This window comes from Micromonospora globbae (genome assembly GCF_036184225.1).
Lineage (GTDB): Bacteria > Actinomycetota > Actinomycetes > Mycobacteriales > Micromonosporaceae > Micromonospora > Micromonospora globbae.
In genome coordinates, this window is record NZ_CP108084.1 from 2,857,140 (window position 1) to 2,872,906 (window position 15,767).

The following is a 15,767-nucleotide window of genomic DNA, read 5'->3' on the forward strand; positions in this document are numbered from 1 at the left end:
CGTACCGACGGGACCGGGCGGCTATCCGAAGCGGTCAGCCAGCTTCCTCAGCTTGGCGACGTACGCCGGCCAGTCATAGTCCTGAGGAATGTTGGTGTTCTCCCGCCGCAGGCCGATCGCCGTGTCGAGCTGCTCGCGCATGATGTCGGCGTGACCGGCATGACGGGCGAGGTCGCAGGTCACGTGGATGATGATCCTCTGCAGCGTCACGTCCTGTCGGCCCGGCCGCCACCACGGCACTCGCCCCGGCGCGTCGAGCGGCAGCTGTTCGATCGTCTGATCCGCGAACACCCCGACACGGCGATACAGGTCGATCAGCCCATCCTTCGTCTCGTCCTCCCGCGCGTACCAGTCCGCCTGCGGGTCCTCCTCGAACGCGTGCATCGGCACCAGTTCCTCAGGCGTCGGGAACTCGCGCCCGAAGGTGGGCCCGAAGTAGCCGGCTTCGACATTGAGGCAGTGCTTGAGGATTCCCAGCAGGTTGTTGCCGGTCGCGGTGCGGGGCAGTCTGGCCTCGCGTTCGCTCAGCCCGTCGAGCTTCCAGATCAGGTCCTCACGAGTCGCCTGCAGGTAGTGGTGCAGCGCGGCCTTCGCATCACCCAAGTCAGCCATGCCCGCCAGTCTTCCTCATGCTCCGAGCCATCGCGCGTGGCGCCCTCGACAAGATCAGCGCCTGGCGGGAACGGTCGGCATCCTCACTGCCACTCCGCGGCTGGTCGTTGGGCAACGTCGATCCCTGGTTGTCGTTACTCAACTCCCACATCGCGTTTATCGCACTGTGACGGCCTGCGTCGATATTTGGATCGGTTCGGCGGTACACGACGAGCCAGCATCGCGGGAGTGACGGTGATCAACCGCAGGAGCACGGGTGGAGCCGCCAGCCACGAACGCGGATCGACGCCGCAGAGGCGCACCAACATCGGCACATCTCTCGCACTCGCGCTGTTGGGGATCCCGCTCCTGCCGATCATGTGCCTGTCGGGCATCGCACTTCTCGCGGCCATGGCTCCGTCCGAGCCGTGCGCGCCCCCGTTCGTGCAGGACCGGTCGGACTGCGGACCCGAGCCATTGGCCGTGCTTCCGACCGCGTTGCTGGCGGGCGCCTACGCCGCGGTGGCCGCTGTCATAGCGTTCCGGGCAAGCCTGCCGCCCTGGATGCGGATTCTCGCCCTGTCCGTGGCGCCGGTGGCCGCCGCCCCGCTCTTATGGGCGCTATTTGTCTATCGCCCCTACTGACCACCCTCCGCGAGCCCCGACCAGGACGCAGCGTCACCGACAACCGCCGGCACCCCGTCGGAGCCTGACCGATATGTTGTGCGCATGTCGTCCCACCTTGGTCACGGTGCATCAGGGGCGATCCGGCGCTTCGCCGGATAGGTCGCGCGTGGCTCCGTCGGCCACCCCTTGCCGGAGGGCATCAACTACTGGGACGAGTTGAAGGACTCGCCTTCCCAGATGGAGATCTGCTTCGCCATCTTCGCCAACGTCCTCGAACTCGACGAGCACGGAGTCCCCACCAACGAGAAGTACGCCGAGCGCCGCGCCGCCACGTGGCTCTACCAGTACTGCACCGGCGAGCTTCCTCCTGGCGAAGCCGAGCTTGCCTCGTGGGAAGTGCAGCTCTACTGACCGTTGCAGCTTCGGACCCGGTAGCCCGCTACTGGCTACCCGGCCCTACCCCCGCCGTCGTCACGGGCAGCGGATGATCTGCCCGGCGTACGACAGTCCTCCGCCGAAGCCCAGCAGCAGCACCGGTGCGCCGGACTGGAGTTCTCCGCGTTCGAGCAGCTTCGACAACGCGAGCGGGATGCTCGCCGCCGAGGTGTTGCCCGATTCGGTGACGTCCCGGGCCACGACGGCCTTCGTCGCCCCGATGCGCTGCGCGACCGGCTCGATGATGCGCAGGTTGGCCTGGTGCAGGACGATGCCGCCGAGATCGTCCGGCGTCATGCCGGCGGCGGCGCAGATCCGGCGGGCGATGTCCGGCAGCGTGGTGGTGGCCCACCGGTAGACCGTCTGCCCGGCCTGGGTGAACTTACGATCGCCCTCGATCACGACCGCCTCCCCCATCTCCGGGTAGGAGCCCCACACCACGGGGCTGATCTCGGCTTCCTCGCCGGCGGTCAGCACCACCGCGCCGGCTCCGTCACCGACCAGCACGCACGTGGTCCGGTCGGTCCAGTCGGTGAAGTCACTCAGTCGCTCCACGCCGATCACCACGGCGTTCGTCGCCGACCCGAGCCGGACGGCGCCGTCTGCCATGGCCAACGCGTGGGTGAATCCGGAGCAGGCGGTGTTGACGTCGATCGTCGCGGGTGACGGCATGCCGAGCCGGCGCGCGACCCGGGCGGCGATGTTGGGGCTGCGGTCGACCGCTGTGCAGGTCGCCACCACCACCAGATCGACGGTCTCGGCGGCCACGCCGGCGTTCCGCAGTGCCGCGGCCGCCGCCTCGGCCGCCATCACGTCGAGCGCCTCCTCAGGCCCGGCGATCCGCCGTTCCCGGATACCGACCCGACTGCGAATCCACTCGTCGCTCGTGTCCACCATCGCGGCGAGATCGTGGTTGGTCAGCACTTTCGCAGGCTGGTAGTGACCCGCACCGACGACTTTCGAACCGCGCACCAGCGCCTCCCCTTGAGCCGGGAATCAGTAGGTAGACAATGTCTACCACGTGCGGGAGGGCGTGTGGACCGCCTGGCGGGCCCGTACACGGATCAGCGGGGGTGGGGCGGCCGGCCTCGCCCGGCCCGGTTCGAGCGGGGCGAGGCCGGCCCGGCGGATCGTCGTTACCGCCGCGGCGCCAGGTCGAGCTGGTACTCGATCGTCTGGTGCGTCGGCGTGTAGCCGAGCGCGTCGTTCACCGCCCGCATGTGCCGGTTGTCCTCAGCGGTGTCGGTGAGCAGCCCACCGAGCTGCGGGTAGCGCTCGCGCGCCTGCCGGATCACCTCGGCCTTCATCCACCGGCCGAGGCCGTGACCCCGGTGCTCGGGCAACACACCGGTGCCGTAGTGCCGACCATCGCCGGTCCCGTCGCCGGGGACGACCAGCTCGCTGAAGCCGACGATCGCGCCGTCGGACTCGTCGACGGCCACCACGGTGTGCAGCAGGTCGCCGCGCTCGGCGACGGCCCGCGCCGCCGCCCGTACCCGATCGACGTCCCAGGTCACCCTGCCGTAGTCGACCTCGCCCATCGGCATGTCGTCCATCGCCCGGCGCGATGCCACGAACGTCTCGGCAAGCTCGTCGGGAACGACGCCGTCCCAGGTCGAGAGGCGATAGCCCGGATGCGGTCGTCCGGCGAGCTCCGTGATCATGGCGAGGTCCACGTCGGCGAGGGCGAGCCGGGCGTACGTCAGGGTCAGCGCCCGACGAAAACCCCGAGCGGCGAGGAACCCGTCGCCGGGCGACCCGGCCTCGGCCTGGGCGAGGAGGGCGCGGCGCCCATCCTCACGGGCCGCCCGCACGGCCGCGTCGAGCAGCCGTGATCCGGTGCCGGTACGTCGTTCGGCCGGGTGGACGTGCAGTTCCAGCTCGGCCAGGTGGTCCTGCCCCGGCTTCGTGAACAGCCGAAGGAAGGCCGAGCCGACGGGGCTCCCGGCGGAGTCGGAGGCCAGCCACGCCAGGCGGCGACTGGACGGACGGTGCTCGGGGTCAATCAGTGGGGTGATGCGAATCGACAAGGTGACGCTCCATCAGAGGTCGCAGGAGTGGGGAACCGACGTTCGAGAACTCGACACCCGTGCGCATGTGCGGCACACCTCCTCCGTCTCCGCTGGCCCGTCGGACGCCTCTCCGCTGGCCCGCCACCGGACGACGTCCGGCCCGCCGGACGCTAGCCAACCCGGCTCGCCCGACGCAACCGAACTTGGGAACCACACCATGTGGATCACGTATTTGCCCGCATCACCACCGCCCCGACAGCGATCTGGCCCATGGCGACACCGGTGGCCCGTGGATCCGAGCACCCCTGTTTCGGAGCCTGGAGAAGGATCGTCACGCCCGGCTCGTGATGGCGGGCCACGCGCACGACGGCCGGTGACCGTGGGTGGACAAGTCGACTCAGAGGCACGAAGCCAATCAGACCAAGGGTCACACGCACGGCCACCAGACCACTGCCCGGCACAATCAGGCTGCGACAGCGATCCTCAGAGTCAGCCCAGGATCGCTCGGATGACGGCGGTGCGGCCGTCCAGTTCCAGCAGGTGCACGACCCACCCTCCCGGTTCGGGCTCGGCTCCGGGGGCTGGTCGCATCCGACTCGCCCGCCGCCGTCGGCGTGAATCGCCACACTGCACCCGGGACCCGCCATGAAGCCGCCACCACCGCCCATGCCATTGGCGCGGGTCAGTCGCACCCTGACACCGCCATCCTCCACGGAGGACGACACCGTCCACCCGGCGAGTGGAAACTCGACCGAACCGGAGAAGGACACTGTGCAGTCGCCGTCGGCACACGCCGCGTACGTGGTGCCGCCCCCGCTCGGCACCTCCGTCTCCTGTGCCGCTCTGGGCTTCTGTGTCGTTTGGGGCTTCTGCGGCGCTTCGACCTCCCGTGATTCGTCCACAGTGGGGGAGGAAGATGCGGAAGGTTCGGCGTCACGGGGACTTGGGGAGGAAGCAGCGCGGGAGGCGGTCGCGGTAGCAGCGGTGTCAGGGCTCGACCACGTGGCATCGGAGGACGATTCCGCCTCGGAGCCGCAGCCGGCCACGGCCACGACCAGCAGTAACGCCCCGACCGCCGTGCGTTTCATGAAGGAAATTCGGCAATGCTGCATGCGCGGAGTCTAGTGGCCCGATTTTGCCGGAGCCCTGGTCCTCGACCTGCTGCTGCGGATCCCGGCGTGCGCCGGCGGCGTGCTGGTGGGCCCGAGCGATGGTCGAGTGGACGCTGACATCCCAAGTGATCAACCCCGCGGCGTCTGATCCGGCCGGTCGATCTCTGACGAGGGCCAGGGTACCGGGGCGGAGCCAGGACGTACCTAGGTTCCAGCTAGTGGGTACGCCAGTCCAGGGCGTCGAGCAAGGCCGCTGCCAGGGCCGACCGGTTTCGTGCGCCGATCCCCTCCAGTGCCCTGCGCACGATCTCCTCGGCGTCCTCGGACAGTTCCTGCGGCCCCAGCATGGGCAGCATCAGGATGAGCCGCTGCGCCCAGGTCAGCTGCTCATCCGGCAGCGCCGCCGCGGCAAGCAGCTCCGCCCAGGTCATCGCGGACGTGAACCCGTGGCCCTCGACCGAGGTGACCACCTCCGCCGGCCGACCCGGCCGCTGCTCCACGAAGTCGAGTCCCGCCCCATCCTCGATGTTGCGGTACACGATCCGTAGCCACGTGTCTCCGTCGAGGCGAACCGAGATGACCGGCCACCGCTCGGGGTCGTCCAGGACGGCAGCCATCGCGTGGTAGTCCGCGGCCGGCACCTCGAAGGCGGTCTCCGACTGTGGGTAGGCACCCAGGGGTCCCGACAGGTAGTGCCACCAGAAGGCGGGGTATCCCACCACACCGTCTGCCGCGTACACGGTCGCATCGCACTCGATGTCGTAGTCAGGCGGCGCCATGGTGGTGTAGCCGGGGATCGTGAACGCGGGTCCGATGGTCGGCGCCATGGCCCGCATTCAACACGAGACCAGAACGACGACTGGGCATGGCCTGGATCGAGCCTGCCGCGTGGTCGAGCAGGCGGGCCAGGCGGTCGGGGTCGGCGAGCGTTGTCACGTGGCCGGTGCGCGGCAGGTGCACGATCTGGCCGTCGCGGCAAGCGGTAAGGAAGGTCTGCTCGTCGGCCCGGAACGGGTCACGGTCGCCGTTGATCAACCAGACCTTGCCTGGGTACGCCCGAAGGGCGGCGAGCTGGTCGTGCGCGGCGATGGCGTGTACCACGTCAGGCATGGCCGCGCAGGCGAACCCGCCGTCGAAGACGGCCTGCGCGGCCTCGGAGGGCAGCACGTACCGGAAGGCGACGGCGCTGAGCTTGTCCGCCTGGCGGGGGAAGCGCCCGGCGAGCCCGGCGGCGGCCCGGAACGCCCGGTTCATCGCGCTGTTGCGCGCGGTGCAGCCGATGGCGACCAGGCCGGCGACGCGCTCCGGGAAGCGTTCGGCGGTGGCGATGGCGACGTAGCCGCCCATCGACAGCCCGGCCACGAGCGCCTGCCCTCCGGCCGCGTCGATCGCGTCAGCGACGGCTTGGGTGGCCGCGTCGAGGGTGAACCGTTCGCCTCTGCGGGTTCCGTGACCGGGCAGGTCGATGGCGTGCGCCGGGTGGTGCAGCCGGTCCTGGACGGGCTGCCACATGGTACGGCTGAGGCGGATGCCGTGGAGCAGGACGATCGGCAGGGTCATGCGGGATCCCCTTCCGTGAGCGGATCGGTGTGTCGCACTGGCAGTAAAACACAACGCAACGTTGCGTTGCTATGATCGCCGTCATGGCACCGCGCAAGCAGCAGCAGATCTTCGACACGACGCTGACGATGCTCGCCGAGACGGGATACGACCGGCTCACCATCGAAGGGGTGGCGGAGCGGTCCGGCGTGAACAAGACCACCCTCTACCGCTGGTGGCCGTCAAAGGCGGCGCTGGTCGCCAACGCCCTGATCGAAGCGCGCGCTCTCGAGTTCGCGGTTCCGGACACCGGTTCCCTCGAAGGGGACCTGACCGAGCTGGCCAGCCGCATCGCGGCGCTGCTCACGACGTCTCCGTCCGGGGACATCGCGGTCGCCGCGCTGGCCGCCTCGGCCGGTCACCCAGAGCTCGCGACGAGCGTACGGGGCTTCTTCGCCGACCGGCTTGCTCGGGAGCGGCCGATCTTCGAACGCGCGGCCGCCCGCGGCGAGCTGGCCCCGGACACCGACCTGATGACGATCGTCGACCTCATCGCGGGAGCGATCTGGTTGCGCGTGGTCTTCCGCGGACTACCCGCAGACAGCGCGTTCGTGTCCCACATCGTCCAGACCGTGCTGCGCGGCATCTGCCGCTGACTTCCTCAGCATCAGCGCCCGAGGACGTCCACCAGTTGCTGCCCCAGGCCGGTGCACGCCTCCATGTCCAGGCGATATGTCACGTAGCGTCCGCGGCGCGCCGAGATCAGCAGCCCGGCCGCCTTCAGCACCGCGAGGTGTCGGGACACCTCCGGCGCCGTCACCCGCCACAGGTCGGCCAGCTCGCCGGTCGTGTGCGGACCTCGGGCGAGCGTGCGGCAGAAACGTAGCCGCAGCGGGTGCGCAAGCGCGGTCAGCCGAGCATCCAACTCGTCCACCCGCAACACCGGGCGCGGGTTCCAGCCCGGTGCCGGGTACTGCAGCACGGGCAGCCAGCCCGGCGCATACACGACGGTCATGTGCGGCGCGCCGTACGCGCTCGGGATGAGCGTCATCCCGCCACCGCGACCGTCGGCGGTCTGGTCCTGCAGCTTGTCGATCGTCAAGACGCCGCGCGCGGTGTCGACCCCGATCGCGTGCGAGATCCGGCCGAGGGCGCCGATACCCTCGCGCGCCAGGTCGACGCGCCGACGGTTGGCCTCCTCGACGAGCGCTGGGCGCACGCGTCTCCACACCGCGCCGAAGAACGCGGAGTCGCAGGCGAGCAGGAACCGTCGTACCCGCTCGCGCTCGGCGGCCGGATCGGCGAGCACCCGCTCGGCCCACGCCGCCTGCCGCGGCCCTCGGGCGCGGGCCGCGGCCAGCGCCCGCTGCCGCACGGTCGGGTCACGCAGCGGCGACCACGTTCGCGGCGCCGGTGAGACGGCTCGGTGGGCGGCGAGCGCCGCGGCAACCCAGCGCTCGTCGTCCAGGCGGTCGACGTCGTCCAGTTCCTCGCGCAGGTTCGGCCGCGGATCGGACGGGAACAGGAAGTCGGCCCGGCCGGAGTCCCAGAGCAGACCGAACTCCTCGAGGTCGGGAGCCAGCTCTGCGGGCAGGGCAGCCGCCATCGTCGCCACCGCCGCGGCGGTGTCCGGATGATGCTGCGGCTCCCCGAGCACGTGCAGCACGGCGCCGAGCTCCGCCAGCGGCGACGGCGTTATCCGGATCCGATCGGCTGGTACGCCGGCGATGTCGACCGAGGTGACCACGGTACCGATCATGGCAGGGGCACGCGCCTGGACAGACCGATTGACGTCGTTCGTCAATCGACGGGCCATGGATTGACGACGCCAACCAACCCGGGCTCCTCCGCAGGCGTACGGCCGGACGATCGGCGCCGTGACGACCACCCGTACGACGCTTCGTGAGCTGGTCCGCATCCCGGGCGGCGGCCGCTACGCGCTCAGCGCCACAGTCGAGGCAGCGACCTCCGGGATGCTGCGCCCGTTCATCGTGATCTACGCCGTGCTGATCGGGCTCAGCGCGCAGCAGGCCGGCATGACGCTGACCGTCGGCATGCTGGCCGGCCTCGCCGCCGTCCCGCTCGCCGGACGGTGGATCGACCGCGGAGCACGGCGGTCCCCCGCCGTCGCCGCGCTACTCGTGCGCGGGGCGGGGTCGCTGCTGCTTGCCCTGGTGCCCGGCACCGCCGGCTTCGCGATCGGTGCCGTGCTCATCGGCGTCGGCACGCAGATCGCTCCACCCACCAGTTCCGCGCTGATCGCGGCGCTCGCCGGCCCGTCCCAGCGTACGGCGGCGCTGGCCGCGGGCCGCTCACTGCGCAACGCCGGCCTGGGCGCCGGCGCCCTGCTCGGCACGGTCCTGGCCGCGACCGGGCCGGAGGTGCTCCGCTGGCTCGCGCTGGCGACGGCGCTCGGGTGCGCGTTCGGCGCGGCGGTGATCGCCCGGGTGCCGCTGCCCCATCACGATGTTCCGGCCCCGACGCCGGCTGCGGCAACGAAGGAAACGCCCGGTGCTGGTCTACGCGCCGTCACCGTCCTGGCCCTGGCCGGCATACCGTACGCGTTCTACGCCGACATCCTGGAGATCGCCCTGCCGCTGCTGCTGGTGCAGAGCCTGCACGCGTCCCTGGCGTGGTCCTCGGGCATCTTCGTCGCCAACACCGTCATGGTGATCGCGCTGCAACTGGTCGTGGCCGTACGCCTCGCGAAGCGGCCCCACCGTACCGTGCTCGTCTGGTCCGGCCTGCTGCTCGCCGCCTCCTACCTCGCCTTCTGGCTCGGCCAGGCGACCGGCGGCAGCCCCGGCACGGTGCTCGTCGCGCTGGTCATCGTGCCCTACACGCTGGGCGAGATCCTCTACACCGGCAGCAGCGTGCCGCTGGTGATCGAGTCGGCACCGCCACACCTGATGGGGCGCGCGCTCGCCCGCTGGCAGCTCAGCTACGGCCTGGCCCGGGCCGTCGACCCCGTCATCATCACCGGTCTGCTCAGCCTCGGCGCGGCGGCGCTGTGGCTGCCGATGGCCGCCGCGACCCTGCTGGGCGCAGCAACGGTGCGCCTGAGCACTCGACGGCAGCCCCCGCACCGTTCGCCTGGGCAGGCCATGAATCATGCCGCAGATGGCGGCAGCGCGGCCGTCGATGGTGCCCTGACCGAGAGCGTTCGCGGTGGGACCGTCACGTCCAGATCGGTGAAAGCCGGAGGTTAGGCCTCCCGACCATTCGACGCCAGAGCCCCTGCCTCCCATACCTCGCCGCAAGGTCTGCCGTGCACAGCGGCGAGGCCGCGGTCTCCGCTGCTCATCGAACCGGATGAGCTGCTGGTCGTGGCGTAGGTTGCCGATGTGCCGTTGATCGACATCACCACGGTGGTCCGCGCGCCGGTGGAACACGTCTTCGACCTCTCCCTGGACGTCGACGCGCACACCGCCTCGATGGCTTCAGCTGGAGAGCAGGCAGTGGATGGCGTCCAGTCCGGTCGGATGGCCTTTGGCGATACGGTTACCTGGACCGCCCGGCACTTCGGCATCCGCTGGCGGATGACCTCCAGAATCAGCGCGTACGATCGCCCCCACCGGTTCGTCGACGAGCAAGTCCTCGGCCCATTCCGCCGTTGGCACCACGAGCACATCTTCACCTGGGACGAGGCCAGTGAAGCCACGATCATGCGTGACGTCATCAACTTCGCCGCCCCCTTCGGCGTACTTGGGTGGCTGGTCACGAAGATCTTCTTGCTGCGGTACATGCACCGGTTGATCGAGGACCGGAACTCCTACCTTGTAAGGTCCCTCGCCAGCTGAGCGTCGCCCTTCGACGAGTACGACAAGCGGGACTACGCCCTCGCGCAGACACGAGCGCTGGGGTTCGATCCCCGCCCGTGCAGGGCGGTCGGAGACAGCCGGTTTGACCTGCCGCTGGTCGCGTCCGTCCCAGATGCCGTTCTTCGCATAACGATCCGGAAACCACACGACAGCAACTGCTCTGCGTCAGACACCAATCCGCTGCGCAGGCAGGCGACCAACCGTCGACTTGTCCATCACGCTAGCCGTGGCGCCGCCCGGGCGATGTCAAGATAACCATGCACTATGGTTGGACGCGTGCTGTCCAACTCGTTCTGGTCGTGGTCGGGTTGGGGAGCCTTCGAGGCCCTTGGCACCGTAACTGCAGCCCTGGTAGCCCTCCGGGTGTACCTGGCCGAGGTTGCGCGACGCCGTCGCGCTGAACGGAATGCCGTCCGCGTGTGGGTTGCCGACACTGATGGCACGATGGCGATATATATCGCCAATGACTCACAGGTGCCGATCGTCGACACCAGAATTGTGGCGCTTTACCAGCACAGCCATTGGGCGTCGGCGTGGGGCGGAATGAGGTGGGCGGCGGTTGGTTGGGTTGCCCGCGGCCCTCGCATCGTACACCCCTCTCAAACTGAGGTCGTGCTGTTGACCCGATTTCATTGGGACTCGCTCGGGACAAAGCTGCCCGCGCCAACGATGGTGCGACTAGAATTCGAGGCGAGTGCCGAAAATCAGTTCGTCCAATTTACTCGCCTGAAGAAGCCTCCCACGCGAACGCGAATAGTCGACTGTGGCCACCTAGAGCAGGGGCAGCACATGGTCGGCGACGTGTACGGAGCCATCCCTGCGCCCAGACCCGGCCATTCCAACTTGCCCGTGTCGGGTTCGCCCGACCTGGCGGTGACGCACCGCACCTCGCGAGTCAGCCGGTCCTAACGCGGAGTCAAGCAGCCCCATGAGCCGTCCCACCAGCCCGCCACCTGCTCTCGCACGGTGCGCATCGCAACGCGTGCAGACCATGTGGAGGCGGTGAGGCGACGAGCATGGCGGCTCCCACACTGGCCGTGGTCACACGTCAAGAACACATGCCCGCCCTTCGCCGGCATTCGGTGGTGGCTGACGTGGACCCTGATCCCGCTCCGCTACCAGGCCGGCTCCACACCCCCGCAGGGCTCGGATCGGCTGGTGGGGGTGGCTTAGCTTCTCGGCGCGTGACCGGCCAGGAAGGCCGTGACCGCGGCGTCGGCGAGGCGCTCCAACTCGGCCTGCGAGTAGAGGTCGTCACGGCCGCAGAACATGACCCGGTTGACCGGGATCCAGAGCAGCATGCCGACGAAGTGGTTGGCCGCCAATAAGGGATCCTGCAGGTCGCCTAGGAGGCCGCGGTTGGCGAGCTGCCCGAAGCAGGTGGCCAGGGTGCTGAGCACCCGATCGAACCCATGCTCATACCAGGCGGTGCCTACCTCGGGAAACCTGTCGGCCTCGGCGAGAACCAGCCGCCGGAGCTGCAACAGTTCCGGCCGCATGAGGGCGACGAGAAACCGACGGGCCAAAACACGCAGATCCTGGTCGAGGTCCGTGGTCCCGGTCAGCGCACCCGCGACCATCTGGACCACCTGGTCCACCTGACCGGTCGTGCCGAGCACGATGTCGGTGAACAGCTGCTCCTTGTCGGCGAAGTGCTTGTACACCGTCTGCTTGGAGACCTGGGCCAGGGCCGCGATCTCGTCCATGCTGGCGCCGCGGTACCCGCGACGCAGGAAGACCTTGGTCGCCGCCGCCACGATCTGCCGCCGCTTGCGGGCCGACCGGCTCTGATCACCGACATCCATCCAGGCCATCATCCTCCCTGCGCAGTACTGGACAGTCTAGTTTGCACGACGGTACTGTACCGTCCAGTTCCAGGTGGATCGCGAGGGGACACGTCTCATGCAGACCTTCATCAACCTGCCCGTGCGGGACCTCCCCACGGCCAAGCGCTTCCATGCCGCCCTGGGTTTCGGCTTCAACCCGCGCTTCTCCGACAACATGGAGGCGGTGACCATCAACGACCAGGTCTCGGTGCTCCTGCAGGTGGAGCCCAACTTTCAGACCTTCACCAAGAGGCAGATCGTCGACGCCGCCACCAGCAGTCCGGACGGCCACCTGTGGCAGGCGTTCCACCTCGACCCGACCGCCGTCCCTGCGGGCTGAGGGAGGTCACCCCGTGAGCAACGCAGCAGTGGACGAGTATCTCCGGACCAAGGTCCCTGCCCAGCACCAGGACATCGTCAGCGAGCTACGGCACCTCATGGTCGAGTACGCCCCGCAGGCCCAGGAGGTGATCCTCTACGGCTCGTTGGCCTGGAAGGGCAACAAGTCCCTGGCGATCGTCAGCGCGAGCAAGACCCACATCACCTTCGCCTTCGACCGCGGCGCCGAGTTCAAGGACACCCATGGCCTACTGGAGGGCACCGGCAAACGAACCCGCCATGTCAAGATCAAGAGTATCGACGCGATGAACCGGGATGCGCTTCGCGACTACATCGGGCAGGCGGTCATGTTGGACGGCGCCTAAGAGAGGGACTGTAAGACGAACGGTGTAACTCCTGATCAAGGAGCAGCACCTGATGTCTGAAGGATCGATGGCCGCCGTGGATACTTCCGCGGTGGCGAAGAATGGGCCGGGACTACCGGCGGACGGTGTCGACGCAGGCCTGGTCGCGCAGTTGGTGGAGCAGGCCCGGGCGGCCGGGTTGCAGTTGACTGGTGATGGCGGTCTGCTGCAGCAGCTCACCAAGCGGGTCCTGGAGTCAGCGCTTGAGGGTGAGATCACCGACCATCTGGGCTATGACAAGGGCGACCCGGCGGGCAAGAACGGCGGGAACTCCCGCAATGGTGTGCGGGCCAAGACTGTGCTGACCGACGTCGGCCCGGTAGAGATCGACGTGCCACGGGATCGCGACGGGAGCTTCTCGCCGCAGATCGTCAAGAAGCGTCAGCGCCGGTTGTCCGGGGTGGACGACATGGTGATTTCCCTGTCCGCCAAGGGCTTGACCACCGGGGAGATCCAGGCCCACCTGGCCGAGGTCTACGGCGCCGACGTGTCGCGGCAGACCATCTCGACGATCACCGACAAGGTCATCGACGGGATGACCGAGTGGCAGAACCGTCCCCTCGATGCGGTCTACCCAGTGATCTTCCTCGACGCGGTGCACGTGAAGATCCGGGCTCTGTCGCCGATCTTGTGATGTGGACGGTCGTGGCAAGTCGACGCGCCACCCACTGATCATGTTCGGCGTGTTCGCTTGTGGAGCAGTTGCTGCCTCACCTGTCCGACCTGCTGATCGACGGCGTTGAACAGCGCCACGAGGCAGTTGTGATCTCCGCCCGGGTCCGATCAGCGACGGCGCAGTGCGGTAGCTGCCGGCAGTCATCGAGTCGCGTTCATGGCCGTTACCTGCGGCGATTGCGCGACCTCACGGTTGCCGGGGTGGCTGTGCTGCTTCAGGTGCGGGTGCGGCGGTTCCGCTGCGGCAACCGCGGTTGCCCGGCGGTGACCTTCGTCGAGCAGGTCGACGGCTTGACCGCTCCGCATGCCCGTCTCACCCAGGGGCTGCGGGAACTGCTCACCCGGATCGGGCTTGCGTTGGCCGGGCGTGCCGGCGCACGGCTGGCTGCCGCCGTCGGAGTGAACGTGGGCCGTGACACCCTGTTGCGGCTGGTGAAAGGCCTGCCGGACCCGGCAGGGACCGCGGTGACGGTCCTGGGTGTCGACGACTTCGCGTTCCGGCGCGGACGCCACTACGGCACCATCCTGGTCGACATGGCCACCCGCCGCCCAGTCGAGGTCTTCGACGGTCGTGACGGTGACAGCCTCGCCGGCTGGCTCGCGCAGCACCCAGAGGTGGAGATCATCTGCCGCGACCGTGCCGGTGGCTATGGCGAAGGCGCCCGGCAGGGCGCCCCGCACGCGGTGCAGGTCGCCGACCGGTTCCACCTCTGGCAGAACCTGGGCCAAGCGGTGGAGAAGACAGTCAACGCCCATCGCGCCCAGCTCGCCCGGCCAGGACCTCCGCCTCCCGAGGACACGCCGCCGCAGTTGGTGCGGCCGCTACCGGAGAAGAAGATCGTGACCCGGCTGCGTGAGCACTACACCGCCGTGCAGGAACTGGCAGCGCAGGGCATGTCCAAGGCGGCGATCGGCCGCAAGCTGGGGCTGCACCAGGCCACGGTGCGCAAGTTCGTCAACGCCCGCAGCCTCGCCGACCTGACCGCCGTCACCGAGCAACGCTCACACCTGGTCGACCCGTTCACCGGCTACCTGCACCAGCGCTGGAACGACGGCGAACGCAACGCCACCCAACTGTTCCGCGAGATCCAGCAACAGGGCTACCCCGGCGGGGAACTCGCCGTTCAGCGCTACCTGCGCCGCTTCCGCACCGGCCGCGGTCACGCCCCGCACCCCGGTCCGAAACCACCCACCGTCCGCCAGGTCACTTCGTGGATCATGACCCATCCCGACCACCTCGATCCTCGCGACGCCGCCAAGCTGCGCGACCTGCGCCACCGCGACCGTGACCTGAACCGGCTGGTCAAACACGTGCGCGCGTTCGCGGTGATGATGACCGGCCGCCACGGCAACCGCCTCGACGAATGGATCGTCGCCGTCGAACACGACACCCTCGCGCCGCTGGCCGCGTTCGCCCGCAACATGCGCCGCGACCTCGACGCCATCCGCAACGGCCTGACCCTGCCGCACAGCTCCGGCGCCGTCGAAGGCACCATCAACCGCCTGAAAATGATCAAACGACAGATGTTCGGCCGCGCCGGCCTCGACCTACTCCGCAAACGCGTCCTACTCGCGCACTGAGACTTCACAAGATCGGCGACAGAACCAAGATCCGCGATGGGAAGGTCGCCAACCGGCCCATCTACCTGGCCCTGGCCGTCACGGTCGAGGGCACCCGGGACATCCTGGGCCTGTGGGCCGGCGACGGCGGCGAAGGCGCCAAATTCTGGCTGCAGGTCCTCACCGAATTGAAGAACCGGGGCGTCGCCGACGCGTGCATGGTGGTCTGTGACGGGCTCAAAGGGCTGCCCGATGCCATCGGCGAGGTGTGGCCCGAAGCTGTCGTGCAAACCTGTGTGATCCATCTGCTGCGCGCCAGCTTCCGGTATGCCGGTCGGCAGCACTGGGATGCCATCGCCAAAGCCCTGCGCCCGGTCTACACCGCGCCCACCGAAGCCGCCGCCCGAGCTCGGTTCGCCGAGTTCGTCGAGGCCTGGGGCGACAGGTATCCGGCGATCGCCCGGTTGTGGGAGCAGGCGTGGGCGGAGTTCGTGCCGTTCCTGGCCTTCGACACCGAGATCCGCACCGTCGTCTGCAGCACGAATGCCATCGAGTCGGTCAACGCCCGCATCCGCCGGGCCGTGCGAGCCCGCGGTCACTTCCCCAACGAGGCCGCGGCGCTCAAGTGCGTCTACCTGGCGATCATGAGCCTCGACCCGACCGGGCAGGGCCGCCGGCGCTGGACCATGCGCTGGAAACCAGCCCTCAACGCCTTCGACATCGCCTTCGAAGGACGCCTGTCCGCAGGCCGAAAGTAGTCGTCAACAACCCGAGTTACACCGTTCGTTTGACAGACCCGAGCCTTGGTTACATGGGGGTCTGGGTT

14 protein-coding genes and 3 pseudogenes are annotated in these 15,767 nt (G+C 68.8%); 10 read left to right on the plus strand and 7 right to left on the minus strand.

Annotated elements, in window-relative coordinates; all coding sequences use genetic code 11:
- Window positions 1-21: 21 nt before the first annotated feature.
- Complete coding sequence (locus tag OG994_RS12540) at window positions 22-612, minus strand: DinB family protein (protein ID WP_328853351.1); 591 nt, start codon at window positions 610-612, stop codon at window positions 22-24.
- Window positions 613-840: 228 nt separating this feature from the next.
- On the opposite strand from OG994_RS12540, the gene OG994_RS12545 reads away from it, so the two are divergent.
- Both OG994_RS12545 and OG994_RS12550 read left to right on the plus strand, forming a co-directional pair.
- Window positions 841-1,236: a hypothetical protein gene (locus OG994_RS12545; protein WP_328853352.1), complete on the plus strand. Its 396-nt coding sequence runs from the start codon at window positions 841-843 to the stop codon at window positions 1,234-1,236.
- Between the two features lie 153 nt (window positions 1,237-1,389).
- Window positions 1,390-1,629, plus strand: a pseudogene (locus tag OG994_RS12550) (DUF7677 family protein); the annotation flags it as partial.
- A gap of 60 nt (window positions 1,630-1,689) precedes the next feature.
- Here the strand turns inward: OG994_RS12550 and OG994_RS12555 are convergent.
- From OG994_RS12555 to OG994_RS12575, 4 genes are all read right to left on the minus strand, one after another.
- Window positions 1,690-2,625 carry a beta-ketoacyl-ACP synthase III gene (locus OG994_RS12555; RefSeq protein WP_328853354.1) on the minus strand — a complete coding sequence of 312 codons (936 nt, stop codon included), beginning with the start codon at window positions 2,623-2,625 and terminating at the stop codon, window positions 1,690-1,692.
- Window positions 2,626-2,789: 164 nt separating this feature from the next.
- Window positions 2,790-3,683, minus strand: a complete 894-nt coding sequence (locus OG994_RS12560) for a GNAT family N-acetyltransferase (RefSeq protein ID WP_328853355.1) — start codon at window positions 3,681-3,683, stop codon at window positions 2,790-2,792.
- 1,309 nt (window positions 3,684-4,992) lie between these two features.
- Window positions 4,993-5,604: a hypothetical protein gene (locus OG994_RS12570; RefSeq protein WP_328853356.1), complete on the minus strand. Its 612-nt coding sequence runs from the start codon at window positions 5,602-5,604 to the stop codon at window positions 4,993-4,995.
- Window positions 5,543-6,337 carry an alpha/beta fold hydrolase gene (locus tag OG994_RS12575; RefSeq protein WP_328853357.1) on the minus strand — a complete coding sequence of 265 codons (795 nt, stop codon included), beginning with the start codon at window positions 6,335-6,337 and terminating at the stop codon, window positions 5,543-5,545. Before OG994_RS12575 ends, OG994_RS12570 begins: the two co-directional genes overlap by 62 nt.
- A gap of 83 nt (window positions 6,338-6,420) precedes the next feature.
- Between OG994_RS12575 and OG994_RS12580 the strand changes: the two genes are divergently transcribed.
- Window positions 6,421-6,972: a TetR/AcrR family transcriptional regulator gene (locus tag OG994_RS12580; protein WP_120331079.1), complete on the plus strand. Its 552-nt coding sequence runs from the start codon at window positions 6,421-6,423 to the stop codon at window positions 6,970-6,972.
- A gap of 11 nt (window positions 6,973-6,983) precedes the next feature.
- Here OG994_RS12580 and OG994_RS12585 read toward each other — a convergent pair whose 3' ends face one another.
- Entirely contained in the window at window positions 6,984-8,063 is a 1,080-nt protein-coding gene (locus tag OG994_RS12585; RefSeq protein WP_328853358.1) for an ArsR/SmtB family transcription factor, read from the minus strand.
- 130 nt (window positions 8,064-8,193) lie between these two features.
- Here OG994_RS12585 and OG994_RS12590 point away from each other — a divergent pair, with 130 nt between their 5' ends.
- Both OG994_RS12590 and OG994_RS12595 read left to right on the plus strand, forming a co-directional pair.
- Window positions 8,194-9,525, plus strand: a complete 1,332-nt coding sequence (locus tag OG994_RS12590; protein ID WP_328853359.1) for an MFS transporter — start codon at window positions 8,194-8,196, stop codon at window positions 9,523-9,525.
- A gap of 135 nt (window positions 9,526-9,660) precedes the next feature.
- Window positions 9,661-10,116 carry an SRPBCC family protein gene (locus tag OG994_RS12595; RefSeq protein ID WP_328853360.1) on the plus strand — a complete coding sequence of 152 codons (456 nt, stop codon included), beginning with the start codon at window positions 9,661-9,663 and terminating at the stop codon, window positions 10,114-10,116.
- Window positions 10,117-11,306: 1,190 nt separating this feature from the next.
- Here OG994_RS12595 and OG994_RS12600 read toward each other — a convergent pair.
- Window positions 11,307-11,942 (minus strand): TetR/AcrR family transcriptional regulator, encoded by a 636-nt coding sequence (locus tag OG994_RS12600; RefSeq protein ID WP_328853361.1) that lies wholly within the window; start codon window positions 11,940-11,942, stop codon window positions 11,307-11,309.
- A gap of 97 nt (window positions 11,943-12,039) precedes the next feature.
- On the opposite strand from OG994_RS12600, the gene OG994_RS12605 reads away from it, so the two are divergent.
- The 5 genes and pseudogenes from OG994_RS12605 to OG994_RS12625 all read left to right on the plus strand — a co-directional run.
- Window positions 12,040-12,303, plus strand: a complete 264-nt coding sequence (locus OG994_RS12605) for a VOC family protein (protein WP_328853362.1) — start codon at window positions 12,040-12,042, stop codon at window positions 12,301-12,303.
- A 13-nt stretch (window positions 12,304-12,316) separates the two neighbouring features.
- A complete protein-coding gene (locus OG994_RS12610; protein WP_328853363.1) occupies window positions 12,317-12,667 on the plus strand; it encodes a DUF1801 domain-containing protein in 351 nt (116 codons plus the stop codon).
- Between the two features lie 67 nt (window positions 12,668-12,734).
- Window positions 12,735-13,319, plus strand: a pseudogene (locus tag OG994_RS12615) (transposase); the annotation flags it as partial.
- 149 nt (window positions 13,320-13,468) lie between these two features.
- Window positions 13,469-14,962 (plus strand): ISL3 family transposase, encoded by a 1,494-nt coding sequence (locus OG994_RS12620; protein WP_328853659.1) that lies wholly within the window; start codon window positions 13,469-13,471, stop codon window positions 14,960-14,962.
- Between the two features lie 26 nt (window positions 14,963-14,988).
- Window positions 14,989-15,699, plus strand: a pseudogene (locus OG994_RS12625) (IS256 family transposase); the annotation flags it as partial.
- Between the last annotated feature and the right edge of the window lie 68 nt (window positions 15,700-15,767).